This is a genomic window from Streptomyces sp. NPDC001770 (assembly GCF_053596135.1).
In genome coordinates this window covers 143,826-163,382 of the sequence record NZ_JBSFFN010000010.1, presented here as the reverse complement: position 1 = coordinate 163,382, position 19,557 = coordinate 143,826, and the positions used below count along the sequence as shown (strand labels likewise).

The following is a 19,557-nucleotide window of genomic DNA, read 5'->3' as shown; positions in this document are numbered from 1 at the left end:
CCGGGCGGAGGACGTGCGACCGGGCAGCAGGACGACGGAAGCAAGCGGTTTCGGCAGCACCCTTGAACATGCGGGACGCCACCCCTAGCATCAGCAATCGATAGGCGATTACTGCTACGCCTGCCGGGAGCCGCCCGCACCGTGCCGACGCGGCATCCCCCTCCCCTTCCTGCCGAATCCCGAACGAACGCCTGCGCCGCACTTCGGCTATCGATTATTCATGACTACGCAATGGAGCGTGTCCGATGAGAACCAAGTGGCACCGAGCCTCCGCACTCGCCGTGGCTCCGCTGGTGATGGCCTCCGCCGTCGCCTGCGGAGGAAGCGGGTCCGACGAGGCCGCGGGGGGCACCACTCTCCGCATCATCGTCAACATCTCGCCGAACCTGACGGAGCAGTACTGGAAGGGCCTCTTCGCGACGTACGAGAAGAGCCATCCCGGCGTGCACGTGAAGCTGGAGCTGACGGGCACCATCTCGGCCAACGCCAAGCTCACCCAGGACCTCGCGGCCGGCGACCCGCCCGACATCGCCCAGCAGATCGTCCCGGCCCCCGACACGGTCAAGCTCTTCGCCGACCTGTCCGACCAGGCCTGGACGAAGGACACTCCGCTGGTCGACCAGTACGCCGTCGACGGCAGGACGTACATGGTCGGCGTGGGCGAGCAGATCCAGTCGCTGGTCTTCTACGACAAGGCGGCCTTCGCGAAGGCCGGCGTGGACGCGACGGAGATCCGGACACTGGACCAGTTCACCGCCGCCATGGGCCGTCTGAAGTCGGCGGGCTACGCGCCGCTGCAGACCGCAGGTCAGTGGGTGACGGGCGGTCAGTTCTCGATGATGGCCGACGCCGGTGTGCTCACCGGGAACCCGCAGTGGATCAAGCAGCGCAACGACGGCGAGGTCTCCTTCGCCGACAGCGGCTATGTGCCGTACCTGAAGCGCTACGAGGAATGGATCGACAAGGGGTACCTCGGGAAGAGCGCGCTGGGGCTGACGTACACCGACGGGCAGACGTCCTTCCTCAACGGCAAATCGGCGATGTACATGATGGGTTCCTTCTTCGTGCCCGCGGCGGACGCGGCGAAGAAGAGCGACGGGATCGGTGTCTTCACCATGCCGACCGACGGCGCCTACCCGTCCGGCCAGTTCGGCAACGTCTCGAACCCCTACACGGTGGTCGACCAGTCGCACCACAAGGCCGAGGCGATCGAGTTCGTGAAGTGGCTGGTCACCGACAAGGAGGCGATCCGCAGCCAGCTGGCCGCGGACGGCAACCTGCGTCCGGGGTTCAGCTATCCGATGTCCAGCCTCGGGACCGCGGTGCAGAAGATCCTCGACGCGACGCCGTCGGTCCTGGTGAAGTCCGGTGAGAACCAGCCGGTCGCCGGGTTCAGCGACGAACTCAACAAGCAGATCCAGTCCTTGTACACGGGCACCTCCGCGAAGGATGCCGCGCGCGGATTGGACAAGTGGTGGAACTCGCAGAACTGACGCCGCGGGCACGGCGATCCGTCGCCGCCTCCCCGCGTGCGGACTCCGGCCGCAGACGGGCCCGCTTCCGCGAGGCCGCCGTCACGTTCGGCATGATGGGCCCGGCCGTGCTCCTGTACACGGTACTGACGATCGTGCCCGTGGGCGTGGCGGTCTACCTCAGCTTCACGGACTGGGACGGCTTCTCCACCGCGAAGCTCATCGGGTGGGAGAACTACAAGCACCTCTTCGATGACCCGAGTTCGACACAGGCCTGGTACGTGACCGCGCTGATCACCTCGATCGGCACCGCCCTGATGGTGGGCCTGGGCCTGGTGTACGCGTTGATCCTCAAGGACAAGTCCCGTACGAACTCCTTCTTCCGTGCCGTCGCCTACTTCCCGCACGTGATCAGCGCGTTGATCCTCGGCTATCTGTGGGCGGCGATCCTCGGCACGAACGGGGCGATCAACAACACCCTCGCCAAGTTCGGCATGGAGCCGGTCGGTTTCCTCTTCGACGAGAAGTTCGCGCTGTACACGCTGATCGGCGTCATCGTGTGGGCCGGATTCGGCTTCAACGTCGTCCTGTTCGTGGCCGCCCTGCAGACCGTTCCGGCCGAGCTCCTGGAGGCGGCGGCGATCGACGGCGCCAACAAGCGGCAGATCAATCTGCGCATCGTGGTCCCGATGATCGCGCCCGTCGTGACCGTGGCGACCGTACTGAACCTGGTCGGCCTGCTGAGGGCGTACGACATCGTGGTCAGCCTCACCGGCGGGGGTCCGGCCGGTTCGACGCAGACCTTCACCTATCTCATTCTCGCCCGGTCCTTCGAGGGCACCAAGGTCGGCTACGCGACGGCCCAGGCGGTCTTCCTGATGGTCGTCTCCGCCGCGCTCGCCCTCGTCGTGACCGCGCTGCGCAACCGCCAAGACCAAGCTGCGACCGGTTAGGAGCCGATGGTGGTCGTCACCGAACCAAGGGTCCACGACAGGCCGCGGACCGCACCGGTCTCCGCCGCCGAGGTCCATCCGACGGAACGGCGGGAGGCCAGTTCTCCCCTGCGCCGGGTACTCCTCGGCCTGCTGTTCGTCGTCATGATCGTGCCGGTGTACCTGCTCGTCGTGAACGCCTTCAAGTCCCAACAGGACATCCTCGAAAGCCCGTTCTCGATCCCACTGGGCGGTCTGACCTTCGAGCACATGTCCGCCGCCATCGGCAATCCGCAGTACAACGTCATCGGCGGCTACGGCTTCACGCTCTTCCTCGTCGTCGCCGTGGACGTCCTGTGCATCGCGCTGGCGGGACCGGCCGCGTACGCGATCGCGCGCAGCCTCAGGAAGCGGACGCAGCTGGTGCTGCTGTACTTCCTGGCCGGCACGTTCATCCCCGGTGCGGCCGTGATCATCCCGGTGATCTACGTACTGCGCGAGGTCGGCCTCGCCAACACCGTGACCGGCCTGGTCGCGCACGACGTGGCCTCGACGCTGCCCGTCAGCATCTTCCTCTTCGTGGGCTTCATCCGGGCGATCCCGGTGGACATCGACCACGCGGCGACGATCGACGGCGCGGGCCGCTACCGGACGTTCTGGACCATCATCTTCCCGCTGATGCGTCCGGCGGTCGTCACCGTCCTGATCCTCAACTCCATCGGGATCTGGAACGACTTCATCTCACCGCAGATCCTGCTCAGCCCGTCGTCCGGTCACTACACGGTGACGACGGCGATCTACGCGGGCATCAGCCAGTACTCCACCGATCTGACGAAGGTGTTCCCCAACCTTCTGCTCGCCGTCGCGCCCGTGATCATCTTCTTCATCTACATGCAGCGCCACATCATCAGCGGTCTGACGGTGGGCGCGGTGAAGGGATGAGCGGGCACGTCGTTTCCCTCCGGAGAAGAAAGGACCATTCAGTGTCGAGGAGATGGTGGCCACGCCCCCGTACGGGCTCGTGGTCCGCAGCCGCCCTGCTCGCTTCGCTCTCCGTGGTGACGGCCGCCGTTCCGGCCGCCGCGCACCCGCATCCGCACACGTCCCTGGCGGGCGTGGTCTACTACGTCGCCCCGTCGGGCCAGGACTCCGCCACGGGCACCACCACGGGTCAGGCGTTCCAGCACATCCAGCGGTGTGCCGACGTCATGGGGCCGGGGGACACCTGTCTGATCCAGTCCGGTACGTACGCGGAGACCGTGGTGCCGGCCCGGTCGGGCACCGCCGCACTGCCGATCACCTACCGGGCGGCGCCCGGGGCGGAGGTGACGCTGAGCGGAACCGCGCCGGTCCAGGGCTTCTCGCCCGTCACCGGCGCGGATGTCTCCGAGATCGCCGAGAGCGATCCGTACGCGCAGAACTCGGCGTTCAGCGCCGCGGTGGCGGCCGGACACGTCTACAGCGCCTCCGCCGACCTCGGCTCCGACGTGACGACCGTGCAGGTCTTCACCGACCGGAAGGCGGGCGTCGAGGCGCAGTGGCCCTACCCCGGGCTCGACCTGCTGGACCCCGCACTGCAGTACGCGGACACGGGCAGCGCGGACGCGACGATCGCGGACCCGGCCCTGACCCGGCCCGCCGGCTACTGGGACGGTGCGCGGGCCCTGACCGGCTACTGGTACATCTCGGCCACCGGCACGGTGAAGAGCTCGGCCGTCGGCTCGGTGACGCTCGACGTGGCGCCTCCGTGCGTGCACAAGGTCGTGCCGAAGGAGACGCGGTACGCCCTGTCCGGAAAGATCGGTGAACTCTCGCGCCCGGGCGAGTGGTTCTACGACCCCACCGCCAGGCGTCTGTACCTCTACAGCGAGGACGACCCGGCCGCGCACACCGTCGAGGCGAAGACCCGCACCCTGGCCTTCGACCTGACGGCCGTGAGTCACACGACGGTTGCGGGCGTCGGGCTGTTCGCCTCCACCATCAGGACGGGACCGACCAGCACGGATGTGACGCTGGACGCGATCGACGGTACCTACCTGTCGCACTACACCGACATCACGCGCGGCGCGACGGACTGCGGCAGCACGGTGACGCGCGGCGTCGGCGACACGGGCATCGTCCTCGACGGCACGTACAACAAGATCATCAACAGTGATCTGTCGCTGAGCGCGGGCAACGGCATCGCCCTGCGCGGACAGAACAACACCGCCACGAACAACGTGATCCACGACGTCGACTACATGGGGACGTACGCGGCGGGCATCGCCGTGCAGGGCAACAGCCAGACGGTCACCCACAACACGATCAGCCGGGTCGGCCGGAGCGGCATCAACCTCCAGTGGAACGCGGTGGAGGGCCTCACCCCGGACAAGGACCTGATCGCGTACAACGACATCTCGGGGTACGCCCGCCTCAGCCTGGACGTCGCCGCGATCTACACCTGCTGCAGCGCCTACATGATGGGGACGTCCATCGATCACAACGTGCTGCACGATCCGGAGCCGGCCACGACGCTCACCACCTTCGGGATCTCGGGCATCTACGCCGACAACGGGCAGAGCGACCTGGTGATCGCGAACAACGTGGGCTGGGGCAACCGGGAGGGCACGGTGATGCTCAACGGTCTGGGAACCGGCTCGCACGACAACGGGGTGTACAATAACACCGGCGGGATGACCCTGTTCTACGTCAAGGAGCCGGGGCAGTCGACCGGAACGAAGATCTACAACAACGTCGGCGCCATTCGCGGGCTGACCGGTGCCACCGACGGCGGGCTGGTGCTCTCGAACAATCTCCCCGCGGAGACCGATCCGCTCTTCGTCGACGCGGCCGGGCACGACTTCCGGCTGACCGCCGGCTCCCCCGCCCGGGGCCAGGCCATCGCGCTGCCGGGCATCAATGACGGCTCGACGGACGCCACGCCGAGTCTCGGCGCCTACCAGTACGGGGCGCCGAAGTGGGTGGCGGGGGCGATCCGTTGAGCGCGCTCCCGTAACACCCCCTGAAGCAGGAGGGCCCGGGCCGGATGTCCGGCTCGGGCCCTCGGCGCAGGGGGTGTCGCTCACTTCCTGGCCGCGGCCCTGCGTGGCTTGCTCTTCACCTCACGCGCGTCCGGGACCGGTCCGCGGCCGGCCGCGTGGTCGGCGAACGCTTCGGCCGCCAGCTCGGCGTCGCGGGACCGCAGCAGTCCGACGAGCCGGCCGTGCTCCTCCGCCATCGCGCTCCAGTCGCCCTCGAACAGGGGGTCGGAGATGGCCCTCAGGGTCCGCAGGCTCGGCTCGATGACCTCCCACATCCGGGCCAGGAACGGGTTGCCCGCTATCCGGCTGACCAGGGTGTGGAACTCGATGTCGGCGTCGCGGAAGAGGCTCACGTCGTTCGCGGCGACCGCGTCCCGCATCCGTTCGACCAGCGCGTCGAGTTCACGGAGGTGGTCGTCGGTGAGGTGTTCGGTGGCGAGCCGCGCGGCGAGCCGCTCCAGCGGTTCGCGCACCTGGCGGGCGTATTCGGCGTCCTGCGCGGAGATCTCGACGACGAAGTGGCCGCGGCGCGGGACGTGCATGAGCAGGCCTTCACGGGCCAGGCGCTTGACCGCCTCGCGCACCGGAGCCTGACTCACCCCGAGACGCCGGGCGATCTCCGACTCGACCACGCGCTCGTTCGGTCCGAGATCGCCGTCGACGACGGCCTGGCGGAGCAGCTCGTAGACCTGATCCGAGATCAGGGTCTTGCGGAACCGGTCCTTGTTCGTGGCCAGCGTGGAGACGAACCCAGCCGACGCGGTCGATGCCATGAATTCCCAATCCTGCGACGGGTGAACCAGTTGTGTCATGGTACGCGCTCATCGTCTATCGATGGAATCTAAGTGGAGAATGCACGAGAAGCGGCCCCCGGCCGTCAGGCCGGGCCGTCCAACTGCTCGGCCAGCCAGTCGAGTTTCACGATCTCGTGGGTGGGACCTCCGCCTTCGTGGTCGTTGAACGGATAGGCGCGTATCTGCTTGTCCGCCTGGTCGACCCCGCCTTCGGCACCGTAGTGGTTGAACGCCGCGTACCCCGTCGAGGGCGGGCAGATGTGGTCCATGAGCCCGACCGAGAACAGGGTCGGCGCGTTCGCCCTGCGGGCCAGGGTGACGCCGTCGAAGTACGCCAGCGTACGGGCGACCGTGCCCGCGTGCTCCCGGTGCAGCTTCACGAACTGGGTCACTTCGGCGAACGGCGGCTTGTCGGTGATCGTGGTGGCGCGCGGGAAGTGGCACAGGAACGGCACGTCCGGCATGACGGCCACGAGGTCCGGGACCAGGCCCGCCGCGGCCAGCGCTATACCGCCGCCCTGACTGGTTCCGGTGACCGTGACGCGCGTGGGGTCGACCGAGGGGTGCGTGCGTACGGCGGCCACCGCGCGGACGGCGTCGGTGTACACCCGTCGGTAGAAGTAGCGCCGCGGGTCGAGCACACCGCGGGTCAGGAAGCCGGGCGCGGCGATGTCGCCGGAGGCCGGGTCGGGGTCGGGCGTCTCGGCGCCCTGCCCCCGGGTGTCCATCACGAAGTGCGCGTAACCCGCGCAGGCCCACAGCCGCTTCTCGTGCGGGGCCCCGCGTCCACTGCCGTATCCCAGGTACTCCACGACGGCGGGCAGCGGTCCGGAGCGGGTGACGGGCAGGTGCAGCCAGCCGCGTACGGGGTGCCCGCCGTATCCGGCGAACGTCACGTCGTACGTGTCGATGGTGGCGAGCCCGTTGTGGACCGGTTCGAACGTCACGGTGGGAGCGAAGTCCCGCTGTTCGTCGAGGGTTTCGCACCAGAACGCGTCGAAGTCGTCGGGTTCGTCCAGGACCGGGCGGTACCGCTCCAGCTCGTCCAGGGGCAGGTCGAACAGGGCCATGTCGCGTCTCCGCATCGTCGAAGTCGGGGCCGGTCGGCCCGTGGATTTTTTCATCGTCTATCGATCATCGAGGGAATCGAATCAAGGTGGTCGGACGGGTGTCAATCACGCGGACCGAGTCCGTACACCCGGACGGCGTTGGTGTGCAGGATTCGCCGGCGCTCGTCGTGCGGGAGGCGGCCGAGTCCGAGGCAGGAGAGCTCCAGGGAGTCGGCGCGGCTGCCGCGGGGCAGGCACACCGGCCAGTCGGAGCCGACGAGGCACCGGTCGGGACCGAGTGCGCCCACCACGTGCCCGACCAGCTCCGCTGTGCGTTCGGGCGGCACACCGTGCTGCTGGGTGAGCAGGCCGGAGATCTTGACGACCACGTTCGGCGCCGAGGCGGCCCGCTCCAGGTCCCGGTACCAGTCCCCGGGGTCACCCGTCCGGAGATTCGGCGGGTTGCCGAGATGGTCGACGACCACGGTGAGTTCCGGGTGCCGGGCGGCCACCCCGGCCGCCGCCCGGAGCGCCCCCGAGCCCAGGTTGAGCTCCAGCACCACTCCCGCGGAGGCGAGTTCCGGCACCAGCGCGCGGGCGGACTCCGGGCAGTCCGCCCAGCTCGCACCGCCCAGGCGCATGCCGTTCGGGCGGGTGTCGCCCAGGTCGTGCAGCAGGGTGCGGAAGCGCCGGGGGCCGCCGTCGCCGTGGACGTGCAGGTTTCCCACGTACCCCGCGACGAGATCGGGGCGGCCGGTCCGCCAGGTGCGCAGGTCAAGCGTCTCGCCGGCGTCGCCGCGGGACCCCTCGACCAGGATCGCGCCGGTCAGGGCGGTGTCCTGCGCCGAAGCGTCCAGGTCTTCGATGCCGAACGCCCGGTGGTGGACGCTTCCCGGTCGGATCCACGGGAATCCCAGCGCCGGGTCCCACAGGTGCACATGGCAGTCGATCACGGTCCGGATCCTCCTGAGGTGCCGTTCCCGAGTATTGACAGAGCGACTCGCGCCGGTGAGTCTAACCATCGGCTATCGATGGTCGATTGTGAAGGGCGGATGTTCTTGATGTCCAGGGACCGGCGGACCAGTGGCGCGAACTCGGTCGAAGGGGTGGGGCGATGACGGGCGGCGTGGTGCCCGGTCCCCGTCTCCGGGCGACCCGCACCCTTGCCGAAGCACCCCGTTGGGCCGTCCTCCAGCGGGAGTTGTTCGCCCGTCAGGACCGGGCCTGGCGGCTCTTCTCCGACCGCTACACCGAGGGCGACGGGCGCCTCGTCTTCCGGGACACGCTCGGTGTGGGCCCGGACGGCCGCGACGGCGTGGACGACTTCTACGAGCCGTTCTTCAACTGGCCCACGCTGTACGCCCTCGGCGGCAGCGCGGATCTCCTGGCGGCGGCGCGGCGGCACTGGAGCGGCGTGTCCGCACAGCTCACCGAGATGGGCATGCTCCGGGGCGGGTTGGAGCGCGGCTACGACTGGTTCCACCAGGGCGAGGGCCTGCTGCTCTTCTACGGGCTGTGCCTGGCCGACCCCGATGACCCCGAATTGCGCGCGCTGGCGAGCAGTTTCGCCGACCTCTATCTGCCTGGAGGCCCCAACTACGACCCGGAGCACCGGGTCGTGCGCGCACCGCACAACGGATCGGCCGGTCCGCGCGAGGGATTCAGCGACGAGGAGCCGTACTTCCCGTGGAGCCTCGCGCTGCGCCCGTACGGGCTGCCGCTCGACGCGATGGACGACGTCACGTCCTTCGACCGGCTCGCTGCCGACCCCGAGCGCGCCCGCTCCTACGGGCGTGCGATGTGGGACCGGATGGGCCGCGGTGACACGATCGTCAATCTCGCCGCGACGGGGCTGGCCACGAACGCCTTCCTCCTCAGCGGCGAGCAGCGCTACGCGGACTGGGTGGCCGAGTACGTCGGCGCCTGGCACGAGCGGCTCGACGGGCACGAGGTCGTTCCCGACAACGCGGGCCTCAGCGGCAGGGTCGGCGAGTACCTGGGCGGCCGGTGGTACGGCGCGCACTACGGCTGGTCCTGGCCGCACGGCCTTTCCCCCGTGGGCAGTGCCACCCTGGTCGGAGCCTCCAACGCGGCCCTGCTGACCGGGGATACGGCCTACCTCGACCTGGCGCGCAACCCGCTCGACGCCGTACTGCGCCAGGGCGAGCAGCGCGGTGCCGACGGCCGGGGCACCCTCGGCGAACGCTGGAATCCGCATCTGCGTGGGATGAACGCCGGCCGGACGCTGATGGTCCCGCAGCGGCACAACGACTCCGGCTGGTTCGACTTCACCGTGATGCCGGGCCAACTTCCCCTCTCCCTGTGGCACTTCAGTCGAGAGGACCAGGATCGGGAACGGATCGAGCGGCTGCGTGCGGGCGCCGGCTGGGACTGGACGACGGTGCACACCCAGCGCATCAAGGACGAGGCGGGCCACGAGGAGCCGTGGTACGAGTTCCTCCAGGGCCGCAACCCCGGCTTCCCCGAGCGCATGCTGCGCAGCGCCCTCGACTCCTGCGCGGAGCGCGTCGAGGCCATCGAGAACGACACGGTGGACCCTGCGGTGGGCCCCGGCATCCTCGACATCCACCACTGGCAGAACCTCAACCCCGTGGTCACGGAGGCACTGCTGCAGCTGACCACCGGCTCCCCCCAGGTGCTCTACAACGGGGGCCTCACCCACATGCATGTGCGTTACTTCGACGCGGCCGGGCAGCGGCCGGGGCTGCCCGCGGACGTCGCGGCACTCGTCTCCGACATCCGCCCCGAGCGCACCGTCGTGGAACTGGTCAACCTCGGTGGCACCGCGCGCACGCTGGTGGTGCAGGCGGGCTCGTTCGCCGAACACGCCGTGCACACCGCGCAGGTCGACGACGGACCCGTCGAGGACGTGGGCAGCCCCTACTGCCGCGTGGAACTGCCCGGAGGCACCCAGGTGCGGCTGACCTTGACGATGACCCTGCGCGGCACCCGGCCCACCTGCGGCACCCCGTTCCGGAAAGAGGCGCGATGACCGGCCGGCTGCCCTTCAACCTGCCCCGCCTGGGCATCGGGACCGCCCCGCTGGGCGGACTGTTCGAGGAGGTGACCGAGGCGGACGCGGCGGCCACGCTGGAGGCCGCGGCCGCCGAGGGGATCACGTACTTCGACACGGCTCCGCGCTACGGGCACGGTCAGGCCGAGGACAGGCTCGGCCGCCTGCTGGCTCCGGCCGGCGTCACGGCGCCGCTGATCTCCACGAAGACGGGCTGGCTGCTGCGGCCGAAGCCCGACGGTTCGCCGGGCGAGGTCGTCACGGACTGGACGGAGTCCGGCATCCGCGCGTCCCTGGAGTCGAGCCTGGACCGCCTGGACCGGCCGTCGGTCGACATCCTCTACCTGCACGACGCGGACGCCTTCCCGGAGGAGGTCAGGCGCACGGCCTACCCGGCGCTGCGCCGCCTGCGGGACGAGGGGCTGGTGCGGGCGATCGGGTTCGGCATGAACAACAGTGCGCCGCTCGCCGCGTACGTGGCGGAATTCGACGTGGACGTCGTCCTCATCGCGGGCCGGTTCTCGCTCCTGGACCACGACGCGCTGGGAGCGCTGTTGCCGCTGTGCGCGAGGACCGGCACCTCGGTCGTCGTCGGCGGGGTCTTCAACACCGGTCTTCTCGCCGACCCCTCCCCCGGCGCGATGTTCAACTACCGTCCCGTTCCCGAGCGGGCCCTGGCCCGCGCGCGGCGATGCCGCGACCTGTGCGCGGAGTACGGGGTGCCGCTCGCCGCGGCGGCGATCCAGTTCCCCTCCCTGCATCCGGCCGTCGCGTCGGTCGTCGTCGGCTGCCGGTCGGCCGCCGAGGTCACGGCGAACGCGGCGGCCTCGCGGTTCCCCGTCCCGGACGCGTTGTGGCGGCGGCTGGGCGAGTCGGGTTTCGTTCCGCAGGAGTTGGTGCCCGGCCTCGCGTGATGCCGCCGAGCACGCAAGGGCAGCACTGCGGGACGGTGGCGTGATTCCCGCGAGTGGGGGCCCGGCCGCCGGGCCCCACGTCGAGTGATTCCGGCGGCCCCGGGGCCGGACGGCGGGACGGCCCGTCGTCCGGCAAACAGCGGCGGCGCCATCTGTCGCTCCGCGCTGCCCCCTGGGGTACCCGGCAGGGGGCACCGCTCGGGAAGTCGCGGTCACGAGATGGCCGGCGGCCTGCGTACTTCCGGGCTCGGCGGGCATATGGGAGCGGCGAGACGTTACAGACAGACAGTGGAGGAGGCGGTGTGACCGAAGAACTCGGAAGCGTCCTCGTTACCGTCGCCGCCCTCCCGGCGAGCGCGGCTGACGCCCGCGAACAGGTCGAGGCGCTGCTCGGTGAGCGGTTCGTCTCCGGCGACGACCGCCGGGACGGTGCCGTGCGGGCCGATGCCCTCCTGGTGACCTCGGAGCTGGTCACCAACGCATACCTGCACGGTGGAGGGCTCACCGCGTTCTCCGCGCGGATTGCGGGCGACGAACTGTTCCTGTCGGTCGGCGACGGAAGTACCGAGCTTCCCGTCACCCGCTCACGCACCCCCGGCCGGTACACCGTGGGCGGTTACGGCTGGCCCATGGCCGTCCGCCTGACGAAGAGCCTGTCGGTGACCCCGACCGGCACCGGAAAGACCATCGAGGCCGTCGTTCCTCTCTCCTGAGGCTTTCTGCCGCGGATCCGGCGGCTCGAAGAGCCGCCGAATCGCATCCGTCCGGCCTCTCCCCCCCGGCGGGAGGAATCCGACGTCGTCCTTCTGGCACGGTCCCCGGAGTGTCAGGCGTTCAGTTCGCCGGTGCGCACGGTGTCCGCGCCGGAGCACTCCATGACACTGAACGGGAATGTCCCGCCGCGAGGAAGCGGCTGGTGGTTGCCGTGGCGTCGAGGAGGCGGCGTACGGCCAGGGACGGTGCGACCACGTCTATGCGCATGTCCTGGGACTCCTGGGATCCGCTGCCGGACAGCGCGCGCAGAAAGGCGAGATCGGCGAAGGTGACGGCGGAACAATCGATCACGATGTGGGGAACCCGCGCCCGTCCCATCGCCTCATCGAGGACCCCGGTGGTGGCCATGTCGAAAACTCCCCGCGCGTACAGCACGCATCGACCATCGTGGACATCCTGGTACGCCGTGACCTCGGCCCGCCCACTGCTGTGCCGGGCGGTGTGAGCTGTGAGCACTGCAAACCTCTCTCGGTGCGTGGATGGCACGGCCGGCCCTGCCGCGGTGGGCCGCCCGCCCCGACGAGTGCCCTCGCCCTGCCGCCGCACACCCACGCGCCCGCTTCTGGTGACCGGTGCTTCGCGGCAGAGGCTCCGGCACTTCGTTTTCCGACCTTGAGGGCCCTCCCCGTGATTCCTGACGGGCCGGTGTGCGGCATCGACGCGGTGCTTCGCAGGGCGGAGGGGCGTTCGCACACTGGATGTACGCGGACGTTCCGGCGGTGCGGCGGTGCGGCGGTGCGGCGAGGTGCCGTAGCTGTTGTCCCGCACCCGTCGCGACCACGGGACGGCCGGTGGAGGAGATCGCCGCTCACGGGCCGATGTTCCCGAGCGGTCACCGGTGGGCCCAGCGCCGGCCCGGCAGCGCCCACGAACCGCGTGCGGCGGCGTCGTACGCTGAGGCGGGAATGCCGCGCCGGAGCGCGCATGGAGAGGCACGGATGAACACGGAGCGTTTCGACAGCGGAAGCCTGGAAGCGACGGAGGAGTTCCTGTCGCGCGCCTACACGCCGATGCGGATCGGCGGCCGGCCCAGCGACACGCGGACGCGCATCGTACGGACCGCTGCCGAAGGCCTGACCGTCGACCGCCTCACCTTCGGTTACACCATGTCCTACACCGCCAACCCGCTGGGCCAGGTCTGTCTGATCACCGTGCACAGCGGCACCATGGTGGACACCACCGAGGGACGTCACGAGGTCTACGGCGCAGGCGAAACCTTCCTCATCGCCCCTCCCGACCGCCCCTACACCGGCGCCCTGCACTCCGCGCGCTACACCACCTCCATGTTCGATCCTGCGGTGCTCGACCAGGTGGCCGCCGCAGGCGCTCACTCCGCCCCGGGACCGGTCCGTCTCACCGGTCAGCGTGCGCACGACGTCGATGCCAACCGTCGGCTGGGCAGTACCGTGGCCTTCCTCCGCGACCAGGTTCTGACAGGGCCCAACCCGCCGGACCCACTCGTCGTCGCCACCGCCACCCAGCATCTGGCCGCGGTCGCCCTGGCCGCGCTCTCCGGCCCCGCGTACCGGGACGAGTGCCATCGCATCGACAGCCGTGACGCCCACACCGACACCCTGCGCCGGGCCAGGACGTTCATCGAGGAGAACGCCCATCGCGCCATCGGCCTGGCCGACATCGCCGCCGCCGCGTTCGTCACCCCGCGCGCCGTGCAGTACGCCTTCAGCCGGCACTCCGGCATGAGCCCGCTCGGCTACCTGCGCCAGGTGCGCGTCACCCGCGCGCACCACGAGCTGAAGAGCGCCGAGCCCGGCACGGCCACGGTGACTCGGATAGCCGCGCGTTGGGGATTCCCGCACGTCGGTCGCTTCGCGGCTGCGTACCGCGGGCTCTACGGCACGACTCCAGCGGAGACCCTGCGCACCCGAGACTGAGAAAGCGGATGGCGCGGCGCGCGCCCGCACCTGTGCGCGGGGCGGGTGCTCAGGTGTTCTGCCCGCGCGCCCGGGTCAGCTGCTTCAGCTCGATGATGGTCGCGACGGCGTGCAGCCAGGTTGCCGCGGTGTCGTCGGCGGCGATCCCGCCCACGAGTTCGGCGCCGGTGCGCAGCCACGCGTGTACGAGGACGGCCGCCTCCCGGCCGGGCACGGGCTCGGGCAGTTCCACGGCGCGGGCGAGTCCGCCGGCGCGCACGGTGTCGGCGAGGAAGGCGACCGAGCGCGGCTCGGTGCCCAGGCGGTCCAGGACGACGGCCGCGGCCGCGGCGCCGTCGCCGATCAGGGCGGTGCGCCGGGGGCCGGGTCCGGCGGTGAGGCCGTAACGCAGCAGGACGGTGATGTCGAGCCGGGCCAGCTCGTCGTCGTCGAGGTTCGGCGGGTACGGGGCTTCGTTCATGGCGGGGCCTCGGCTATCTCGTCCCAGCTGGCTGGTCCGCTGCGGTCAGTTGACGGTGACGGTGTAGGTGATGCGCTCGGGAGCCGGCGAGGGGGACGGGGAGGAGGAGGCCGTCCCCGCGGCCGGGGTGGCGGAGGGGCCGGTCGAGTCGGGGGGCCGCGTGGAGGTGTTGCCCTGGCACGTGGTGAAGGTGCAGTGCAGCAGCGTGAACCGGGTGGTCCCCTTGCCCTTGGCCTCGAAGGTGAAGGTGAGCTTGCCCGCGGCACCGGGTGTCGGCTCGTCGCCGGAGTCCGACGCGTACTCCTTCCCGCGGTCGGCCAGCACCGCGCCGTCGGGCCCGGGGTCGACCAGGTACCAGTACTCGCGGGTGGAGGCGTTCTGGTCGACGGTGAGCGAGAAGCGCTCGCCCGGTTCGGCCGTGATGCTGGTGTCCTTCACCGAATGGCTGGTGACACCGGCCGGTCCGTCGCCGCCCGAGCCGCACCCCGTGGCGGCGAGGGCGAGGAGCGCGACGGCCGCGACCGCGGCACCGCCCCGGTCACCGCGGAAGATAGACGCTGTACGCATTGGGGAGATCACTGTTGGAAGCCTTGCCCATGTGGCCGTTGATGAAGTCGTCCTCGCTGACCCAAGTGGTCTCGCCCCAAGGGTTGTACACCTGGAGCATGTCACCTTCCTGGGCGATGATGGTCATCGCGTGGGCGCCCTCCTTGCCCGAGACGTCGACCGGCACCGGCCGCCCCTGCGCCACCGACTTCTCGACTTCGGTGAGGACCGCCCTGCGGTCGGTGGCGTTGTCCAGGTCCTGGCGCTGGTAATCGCTGCCGGTGGCCCGGCCGACGGTCGAGTCGTTGATCCGTTCCTGCCCCTCGGGCCCCATGCCGCCCCAGTTCTCGCCACCGTCGCCCTCGGTGTGCAGCCGGTGCTGTTCGTCCACCAGCCGCTGCCGGAAGGCGTCGGGGTCGTCCTGCTGCCCGTCGGGGCCGCCGGTGAGTTCGAGCGCGTACAGGGGGTCGACCATGGCGCGGGACGTGACGGTGGACGAGGCCACGCAGGTGCCCTCGGAGCCGTCGCCGCCCTGGATCCACCGCTGGCCGTCGAACGTGACGAAGTCCTTGTTGTTGTTCGAACCGTCCGATGCCAGGCCCTCGTCGTCCATGCTGTCCCCGGCGGTGACCACCGGAGTGAGGTGCCGGCGCATCCAGTCGGGGTCCTTGCCGTGGATCTTGTCCTGGAACCTCTCGATCTCGTCGACGCTGTGGCCCGCGGCCAGCGCCTTCATCAGATAGGCGCGTTCCTGGGGGCTGTCCGAGTTCGCCAGCATCCTTTCCATGGCGGTCTCGTCGTCGAGGCTGAGCTGGTCCATGCGTGTCGACGCGCGCTCGAGATCGCCAGCCGTGAGGATCTCGTTCAGCTCGGTGTTCGCGCCCGCGACACCGGTGTCGGCGAGCATCAGCTTGTCGACGGCGGTGAGTTCGCTGGTGCCCATCTTCCCGGCCCGTGCCTCGGCGGCCCACTTGTTCAGGTCCCGGGCCGCGACGCGGGTGGCCTCCTGCGCCTCGGAGACGGCGGCGTGCATCAGATCGACCGCGTAGGAGCCGAAGTGGGCGGCGTTCTTGCGGTCCCACTCCTCGTTGTCGTTCTCGTGCAGGTTGTCGAAGAATCCGTCCTTGCCGCCGAGCATCTGCTTCTGCTCCAGCAGCTGCCCGCGGCCCTGCTCGTCCTTGCGCCGCGCGGCGCCGATCGCGTCGGCCAGCGTGAGCAGCACCGTCGCGCAGCCGTGGAACGCCTCGCTCATCTGGGTGACGGACCGCCCGGCGGCCTTCACCACGTCGGAGGCGAGGACGCTCGTGTCGCCGACCCATGCCTCCGGAATTCCTTTGCGGCCCACCCGGTCGACTCGGTCGAAAACACTGCTGAGGGGCCCCACTTGGCCGCGGTAGAGGTCCGCCAGACTCTCCAGCGTGCCCGGGTCGCCGCCCGGTTCGGGCACCGACAGGGCCTGGCCGATCAGGTCGAGGACCTCGTTCTTGCTCCCGGCGCCGAGCAGCTTCTCGGAGAGCGCGGCGAGCGTCGCGAGGCGGACCGAAGGGGAATCGAACGGAGAGGGGAAGAGAGACACCGGCCCGACCTCAGTAACTCGACAGGGACGAGGCGGGACCGCCCTGCGCCGACCTGCCGGTGGAGCCGCTCGTCCCGCCGGCCGGGACGCTGTCCATACGCGTCTTCACCAGGCCTTCGGCGCCGTTGTAGGCCCCCTTGGCCAACTGCACCTTGCCACCGAGCTCGTGCAGCGCCGACGCGAGGTTCTTGGACTCCGCCTCCCACGCCTTGACGAACGCGTTGATCGCCGACGCGGCGTCATTGCCGCCCGCGTCGTCGTACGCGTACGTGGTGCGGGCCTTGACGGCCGAGCTGACGCCGTCCATGTCCGTTCCGGCTTCGTCGAGTTGCTGCGCCTGGCCGGTCAACCCCGCTTTGACTTGGTAGCCGTCGAACCCCACCGCGTCTCCCCCGTACATGTTCGATTATGACCGCAGGCAGGCTAACACCCGCCACGCAGGAGAAGGCCACCTCCATCCCGCGCGCACAGCTCCTCGACATCACCCACTCCACACCGTGCCGAGGGCGGCCGGGACAGCCCTCAGCAGGCCTTCCGCCATACCCCCAGTTCGAGCTTCTTCTCCATGGAGGACAGGCCCAGTCGGCGTGAGTCGGCGCAGAACTCCGCCGCGGGCACCTCGTACTCGACGTGGAGGACCGCCTTGCCCGCCCGGACGAACGGAGTCAGTTCGCCGCACTCGTCGTACGCGGCGCACTCCTCGTTGACCGCGAAGTCGAAGTCCTTCAGCAGCGCGGGGATCTGGGGCAGATCGTTCTTCAGGCCCACGGCCATGCCGCGTTCGTGTGCCAGCTTCGCGATCATCCTGTTGTACGCGAGCTGGTCCCCGGCGGTGAGGTCGAAACCGCTGTCGTTGCTGTACGCCTCGACGAGGTCCGGTTCCACCGCGTCGAACCCCTTGGCGCGGCACATGTCGAACCGCTTGGCCATGATCGGCCGCAACACCGCGATCTGCCGGATGTCCAGCCAGCGTTCGCCGTCCCAGTCGTCGCCGGAACCCAGCACCGACGCGGGGAAGGCGGCCTCGTCCGGCCGGAAGTCCTCCCAGGCGCCGACGTTGATGTAGCAGATCACCTTCCGCCCTGCCCGGTGCAGGCGGGCCACGTCGGCGGCGGAGTTCTCGAAGCCGTCGATGTCGTAGACGGCGACGTCCACCGACTGGTCGGCGCGGCCGTCGAGTTGCCACTGCCAGTCCAGTCCCGGCTTCGGCCGCCACCAGCCGGCGGGCCGGGTGGAGCCGCCCTTCGCCGATGCCGAAGGGGCGGGCCGGCCGGTCACCGGGGAGGCCGGGGACTCCGAAGCGGGTGGGGGGCGGGTCCCGGACGCCGCGGGTGTCCGGGAGGTCTGCGGGTCTCGCGCGGACGCGTCCGTGCTCGCGGAGCCGGGCCGGTCGCCCTCCGCTCCGGTCCGGCCCCCGTCCTCCGCCCCGGCGCAGGCCGTGAGCGCCGCCGCCGTCAGCAGCGCGACGAAGGCCGCCCGCCAGGTCGCCATGGTGTTCCTCATCGTTCCTTTCCGGTCAACGCGGGCGACAACGCGGCCCAAGGATTGGGCAGTTCGCCCGTTACGGGTCCGCACACGGCGGCCCCCCGCTCGGTGGCGGTGCGCACCGCGAGGGGCACCAGTGCCTCCGGCACCCCGTACACCAGATGGCAGAGCCGGTCCGCGAGCCCCTTGCCCACCCTGGGCGGCCGGGTGAAGGCCGAGACGTACGTCGACCAGGGCCCCTCGAAGGTGACGGTGAGGTCGGCGAGCCGGGTGTAGCCGGAGGCCGGCTGGACCCCCGGGTTCAGCACCACCGTCCGCGCCCCGGCCCGCCTGACCCGGCGCACCAGCCGGCGGCACGCCGGCAGGTCCTGCGAGGTCGAGGTCACCTGGTCCAGGAAGCAGCCGTCGACCCCGTACCACTCGCGGTGGAGGCCGAAGTCGGCGAGGACCAGGTCCGGTTCGCGGATGCCGTAGTCGGTGTCGACGTACCCGAGCAGCAGTGCGCCCGCCGCGCGCAGCGCTTCGGCGGCGGAGACGAACGCGGGGTCCGGTTCGGTCCCGGGTCCGCTCGCCGGGTTGAGCACCACGCCGTAGGTCCGGTCGGCGGCCGTGATCAGCCGGTGCCAGGCGCCGGGGTCCTCGGCGGGGTGCACGTACAGGGGGATGAGGAGGCTCACGGCGTACGGTCGCCTCCCCCGCCCGGCGTGTCCTCGCCGTGCGGCGCGGTGGCCGCCCACAGCTCGGCCAGCGACGCGCCGAGCGAATGGCGGGGCCGCCAGTCCAGTGCCGAGTCGGCCAGGGTGATGTCGGAGCACTGCCAGGACACCGCGGCCGAGCGCGCGGAACCGCCGGAGTTCTCCTCGATCCGCCCCTGGAAGGCGGCCACTTCGGCGAGCCGGTGCACCAGGGAACGTACCGGCACGGCCTGTCCGCCGCCGATGTTCAGCACCGGTGGCAGCGGCCCCTCGGCGGTCACCGCGAGGGCGGCGGCCCGTGCCACGTCCCGGGCGTCCACGAAGTCGCGGTACGCCGACAGGTCGCCCAGCGGCAGTACCGCGTCCCGGTCGTCGGCGGCCGTCCGCAGCAGGGCGGCGATCCGGCCGGGGAGTCCGGTCAGCGGGGCGCGGGCGCCCACCGGGTTGCCCACCCGGAGCACGACCGCGTCGAGGCCCGAGGTGGTCACGGTGACGGTGGCCGCGAGTTTGGTGGCGCCGTACGGGGCGAGCGGGCGGGTGGGGGCGGCTTCGGTGACGGGGGTACCGGGAGTACCGGGCCCGTACTCCGCGGCCGACCCGAACTGGACCAACCGGGCGGTGGGCGCGGCGAGTTGCATGGCCGCGCACAGGGCGGCGGTGCCGCGGGAGTTGACTTCCGCCAGGGTGACGGCGTCGCCGCCGGTGGCGCCCGCGCAGTTGATCACCGCGTCGGGCGTGGCCGCCTCCAGGGTCTTCGCCAACCGCTTGACGCTGTCGTCGGCCAGGTCGAGATCGAACTCCGCGTCCTCGGAGCGGCCCGCGCCGAGGACCCGCACACCCGGGAGGGTGCGCAGGTGCTCGACGACGTGGCCGCCCAGGAAGCCGGTGAAGCCCAGGACGAGAATGCGCATGGC

19 protein-coding genes are annotated in these 19,557 nt (G+C 70.5%); 8 read left to right on the top strand and 11 right to left on the bottom strand.

From position 1 onward, the window contains the following. Positions 1 to 245 precede the first annotated feature (245 nt). Genes ACWCSV_RS11980 through ACWCSV_RS11965 form a run of 4 tightly spaced genes read left to right on the top strand, consistent with a single transcriptional unit; the run spans position 246 to position 5,385 of the window. Positions 246 to 1,493 carry an ABC transporter substrate-binding protein gene (locus tag ACWCSV_RS11980; protein ID WP_451141085.1) on the top strand — a complete coding sequence of 416 codons (1,248 nt, stop codon included), beginning with the start codon at positions 246 to 248 and terminating at the stop codon, positions 1,491 to 1,493. Then, the gene (locus ACWCSV_RS11975) at positions 1,472 to 2,425 is read left to right on the top strand and encodes a carbohydrate ABC transporter permease (RefSeq protein WP_451141083.1); all 954 of its coding nucleotides are present in this window, start codon (positions 1,472 to 1,474) and stop codon (positions 2,423 to 2,425) included. Before ACWCSV_RS11980 ends, ACWCSV_RS11975 begins: the two co-directional genes overlap by 22 nt. A gap of 6 nt (positions 2,426 to 2,431) precedes the next feature. Next, positions 2,432 to 3,346 (top strand): carbohydrate ABC transporter permease, encoded by a 915-nt coding sequence (locus ACWCSV_RS11970; RefSeq protein WP_451141081.1) that lies wholly within the window; start codon positions 2,432 to 2,434, stop codon positions 3,344 to 3,346. A gap of 41 nt (positions 3,347 to 3,387) precedes the next feature. After that, positions 3,388 to 5,385, top strand: a complete 1,998-nt coding sequence (locus ACWCSV_RS11965; RefSeq protein ID WP_451141079.1) for a right-handed parallel beta-helix repeat-containing protein — start codon at positions 3,388 to 3,390, stop codon at positions 5,383 to 5,385. Between the two features lie 80 nt (positions 5,386 to 5,465). Here ACWCSV_RS11965 and ACWCSV_RS11960 read toward each other — a convergent pair whose 3' ends face one another. The 3 genes from ACWCSV_RS11960 to ACWCSV_RS11950 all read right to left on the bottom strand — a co-directional run bounded on the left by ACWCSV_RS11960 (position 5,466) and on the right by ACWCSV_RS11950 (position 8,220). After that, positions 5,466 to 6,197 (bottom strand): GntR family transcriptional regulator, encoded by a 732-nt coding sequence (locus ACWCSV_RS11960; protein ID WP_451141077.1) that lies wholly within the window; start codon positions 6,195 to 6,197, stop codon positions 5,466 to 5,468. A 104-nt stretch (positions 6,198 to 6,301) separates the two neighbouring features. Then, positions 6,302 to 7,288, bottom strand: a complete 987-nt coding sequence (locus ACWCSV_RS11955; RefSeq protein WP_451141075.1) for an acetylxylan esterase — start codon at positions 7,286 to 7,288, stop codon at positions 6,302 to 6,304. A gap of 101 nt (positions 7,289 to 7,389) precedes the next feature. Beyond that, positions 7,390 to 8,220, bottom strand: a complete 831-nt coding sequence (locus ACWCSV_RS11950) for an amidohydrolase family protein (protein WP_451141073.1) — start codon at positions 8,218 to 8,220, stop codon at positions 7,390 to 7,392. Positions 8,221 to 8,381: 161 nt separating this feature from the next. Between ACWCSV_RS11950 and ACWCSV_RS11945 the strand changes: the two genes are divergently transcribed. From ACWCSV_RS11945 to ACWCSV_RS11935, 3 genes are all read left to right on the top strand, one after another. After that, positions 8,382 to 10,280 carry a hypothetical protein gene (locus ACWCSV_RS11945; RefSeq protein ID WP_451141071.1) on the top strand — a complete coding sequence of 633 codons (1,899 nt, stop codon included), beginning with the start codon at positions 8,382 to 8,384 and terminating at the stop codon, positions 10,278 to 10,280. Continuing rightward, positions 10,277 to 11,215 (top strand): aldo/keto reductase, encoded by a 939-nt coding sequence (locus ACWCSV_RS11940; protein WP_451141069.1) that lies wholly within the window; start codon positions 10,277 to 10,279, stop codon positions 11,213 to 11,215. The genes ACWCSV_RS11945 and ACWCSV_RS11940 overlap by 4 nt, the downstream gene beginning before the upstream one ends. 302 nt (positions 11,216 to 11,517) lie before the next feature. Beyond that, the gene (locus tag ACWCSV_RS11935; protein ID WP_451141067.1) at positions 11,518 to 11,928 is read left to right on the top strand and encodes an ATP-binding protein; all 411 of its coding nucleotides are present in this window, start codon (positions 11,518 to 11,520) and stop codon (positions 11,926 to 11,928) included. Positions 11,929 to 12,049: 121 nt separating this feature from the next. Here ACWCSV_RS11935 and ACWCSV_RS11930 read toward each other — a convergent pair whose 3' ends face one another. Then, positions 12,050 to 12,337: a hypothetical protein gene (locus ACWCSV_RS11930; RefSeq protein ID WP_451141065.1), complete on the bottom strand. Its 288-nt coding sequence runs from the start codon at positions 12,335 to 12,337 to the stop codon at positions 12,050 to 12,052. A gap of 590 nt (positions 12,338 to 12,927) precedes the next feature. On the opposite strand from ACWCSV_RS11930, the gene ACWCSV_RS11925 reads away from it, so the two are divergent. Then, entirely contained in the window at positions 12,928 to 13,881 is a 954-nt protein-coding gene (locus ACWCSV_RS11925) for a helix-turn-helix domain-containing protein (protein WP_451141063.1), read from the top strand. Positions 13,882 to 13,930: 49 nt separating this feature from the next. Here the strand turns inward: ACWCSV_RS11925 and ACWCSV_RS11920 are convergent, their stop codons facing one another. The 7 genes from ACWCSV_RS11920 to ACWCSV_RS11890 form a co-directional block, all read right to left on the bottom strand. Beyond that, positions 13,931 to 14,341 carry a hypothetical protein gene (locus tag ACWCSV_RS11920; protein WP_451141061.1) on the bottom strand — a complete coding sequence of 137 codons (411 nt, stop codon included), beginning with the start codon at positions 14,339 to 14,341 and terminating at the stop codon, positions 13,931 to 13,933. Between the two features lie 45 nt (positions 14,342 to 14,386). Next, positions 14,387 to 14,908, bottom strand: a complete 522-nt coding sequence (locus ACWCSV_RS11915) for a protease inhibitor I42 family protein (RefSeq protein WP_451141059.1) — start codon at positions 14,906 to 14,908, stop codon at positions 14,387 to 14,389. Further along, a complete protein-coding gene (locus tag ACWCSV_RS11910; RefSeq protein ID WP_451141057.1) occupies positions 14,880 to 16,463 on the bottom strand; it encodes a peptidoglycan-binding protein in 1,584 nt (527 codons plus the stop codon). The genes ACWCSV_RS11915 and ACWCSV_RS11910 overlap by 29 nt, the downstream gene beginning before the upstream one ends. Positions 16,464 to 16,473: 10 nt before the next feature. Then, positions 16,474 to 16,863, bottom strand: a complete 390-nt coding sequence (locus ACWCSV_RS11905) for a hypothetical protein (RefSeq protein WP_451141055.1) — start codon at positions 16,861 to 16,863, stop codon at positions 16,474 to 16,476. Positions 16,864 to 16,985: 122 nt separating this feature from the next. Beyond that, on the bottom strand, positions 16,986 to 17,966 hold the full coding sequence (locus tag ACWCSV_RS11900; RefSeq protein WP_451141053.1) for an endo alpha-1,4 polygalactosaminidase: 981 nt from the start codon (positions 17,964 to 17,966) through the stop codon (positions 16,986 to 16,988). Continuing rightward, a complete protein-coding gene (locus ACWCSV_RS11895) occupies positions 17,963 to 18,625 on the bottom strand; it encodes a spherulation-specific family 4 protein (protein WP_451141051.1) in 663 nt (220 codons plus the stop codon). Before ACWCSV_RS11895 ends, ACWCSV_RS11900 begins: the two co-directional genes overlap by 4 nt. After that, positions 18,622 to 19,554, bottom strand: a complete 933-nt coding sequence (locus tag ACWCSV_RS11890) for an NAD-dependent epimerase/dehydratase family protein (protein WP_451141049.1) — start codon at positions 19,552 to 19,554, stop codon at positions 18,622 to 18,624. Before ACWCSV_RS11890 ends, ACWCSV_RS11895 begins: the two co-directional genes overlap by 4 nt. Positions 19,555 to 19,557 lie beyond the last annotated feature (3 nt).

Coding starts and splice junctions, on each gene's coding strand:
- ACWCSV_RS11980 (WP_451141085.1), top strand. CDS start 246: ATGAGAACCAAGTGGCACCGAGCCTCCGCACTCGCCGTGGCTCCGCTG.
- ACWCSV_RS11970 (WP_451141081.1), top strand. CDS start 2,432: ATGGTGGTCGTCACCGAACCAAGGGTCCACGACAGGCCGCGGACCGCA.
- ACWCSV_RS11960 (WP_451141077.1), bottom strand. CDS start 6,197: ATGGCATCGACCGCGTCGGCTGGGTTCGTCTCCACGCTGGCCACGAAC.
- ACWCSV_RS11955 (WP_451141075.1), bottom strand. CDS start 7,288: ATGGCCCTGTTCGACCTGCCCCTGGACGAGCTGGAGCGGTACCGCCCG.
- ACWCSV_RS11945 (WP_451141071.1), top strand. CDS start 8,382: ATGACGGGCGGCGTGGTGCCCGGTCCCCGTCTCCGGGCGACCCGCACC.
- ACWCSV_RS11940 (WP_451141069.1), top strand. CDS start 10,277: ATGACCGGCCGGCTGCCCTTCAACCTGCCCCGCCTGGGCATCGGGACC.
- ACWCSV_RS11930 (WP_451141065.1), bottom strand. CDS start 12,337: ATGGCCACCACCGGGGTCCTCGATGAGGCGATGGGACGGGCGCGGGTT.
- ACWCSV_RS11925 (WP_451141063.1), top strand. CDS start 12,928: ATGAACACGGAGCGTTTCGACAGCGGAAGCCTGGAAGCGACGGAGGAG.
- ACWCSV_RS11920 (WP_451141061.1), bottom strand. CDS start 14,341: ATGAACGAAGCCCCGTACCCGCCGAACCTCGACGACGACGAGCTGGCC.
- ACWCSV_RS11915 (WP_451141059.1), bottom strand. CDS start 14,908: ATGCGTACAGCGTCTATCTTCCGCGGTGACCGGGGCGGTGCCGCGGTC.
- ACWCSV_RS11905 (WP_451141055.1), bottom strand. CDS start 16,863: ATGTACGGGGGAGACGCGGTGGGGTTCGACGGCTACCAAGTCAAAGCG.
- ACWCSV_RS11900 (WP_451141053.1), bottom strand. CDS start 17,966: ATGAGGAACACCATGGCGACCTGGCGGGCGGCCTTCGTCGCGCTGCTG.
- ACWCSV_RS11890 (WP_451141049.1), bottom strand. CDS start 19,554: ATGCGCATTCTCGTCCTGGGCTTCACCGGCTTCCTGGGCGGCCACGTC.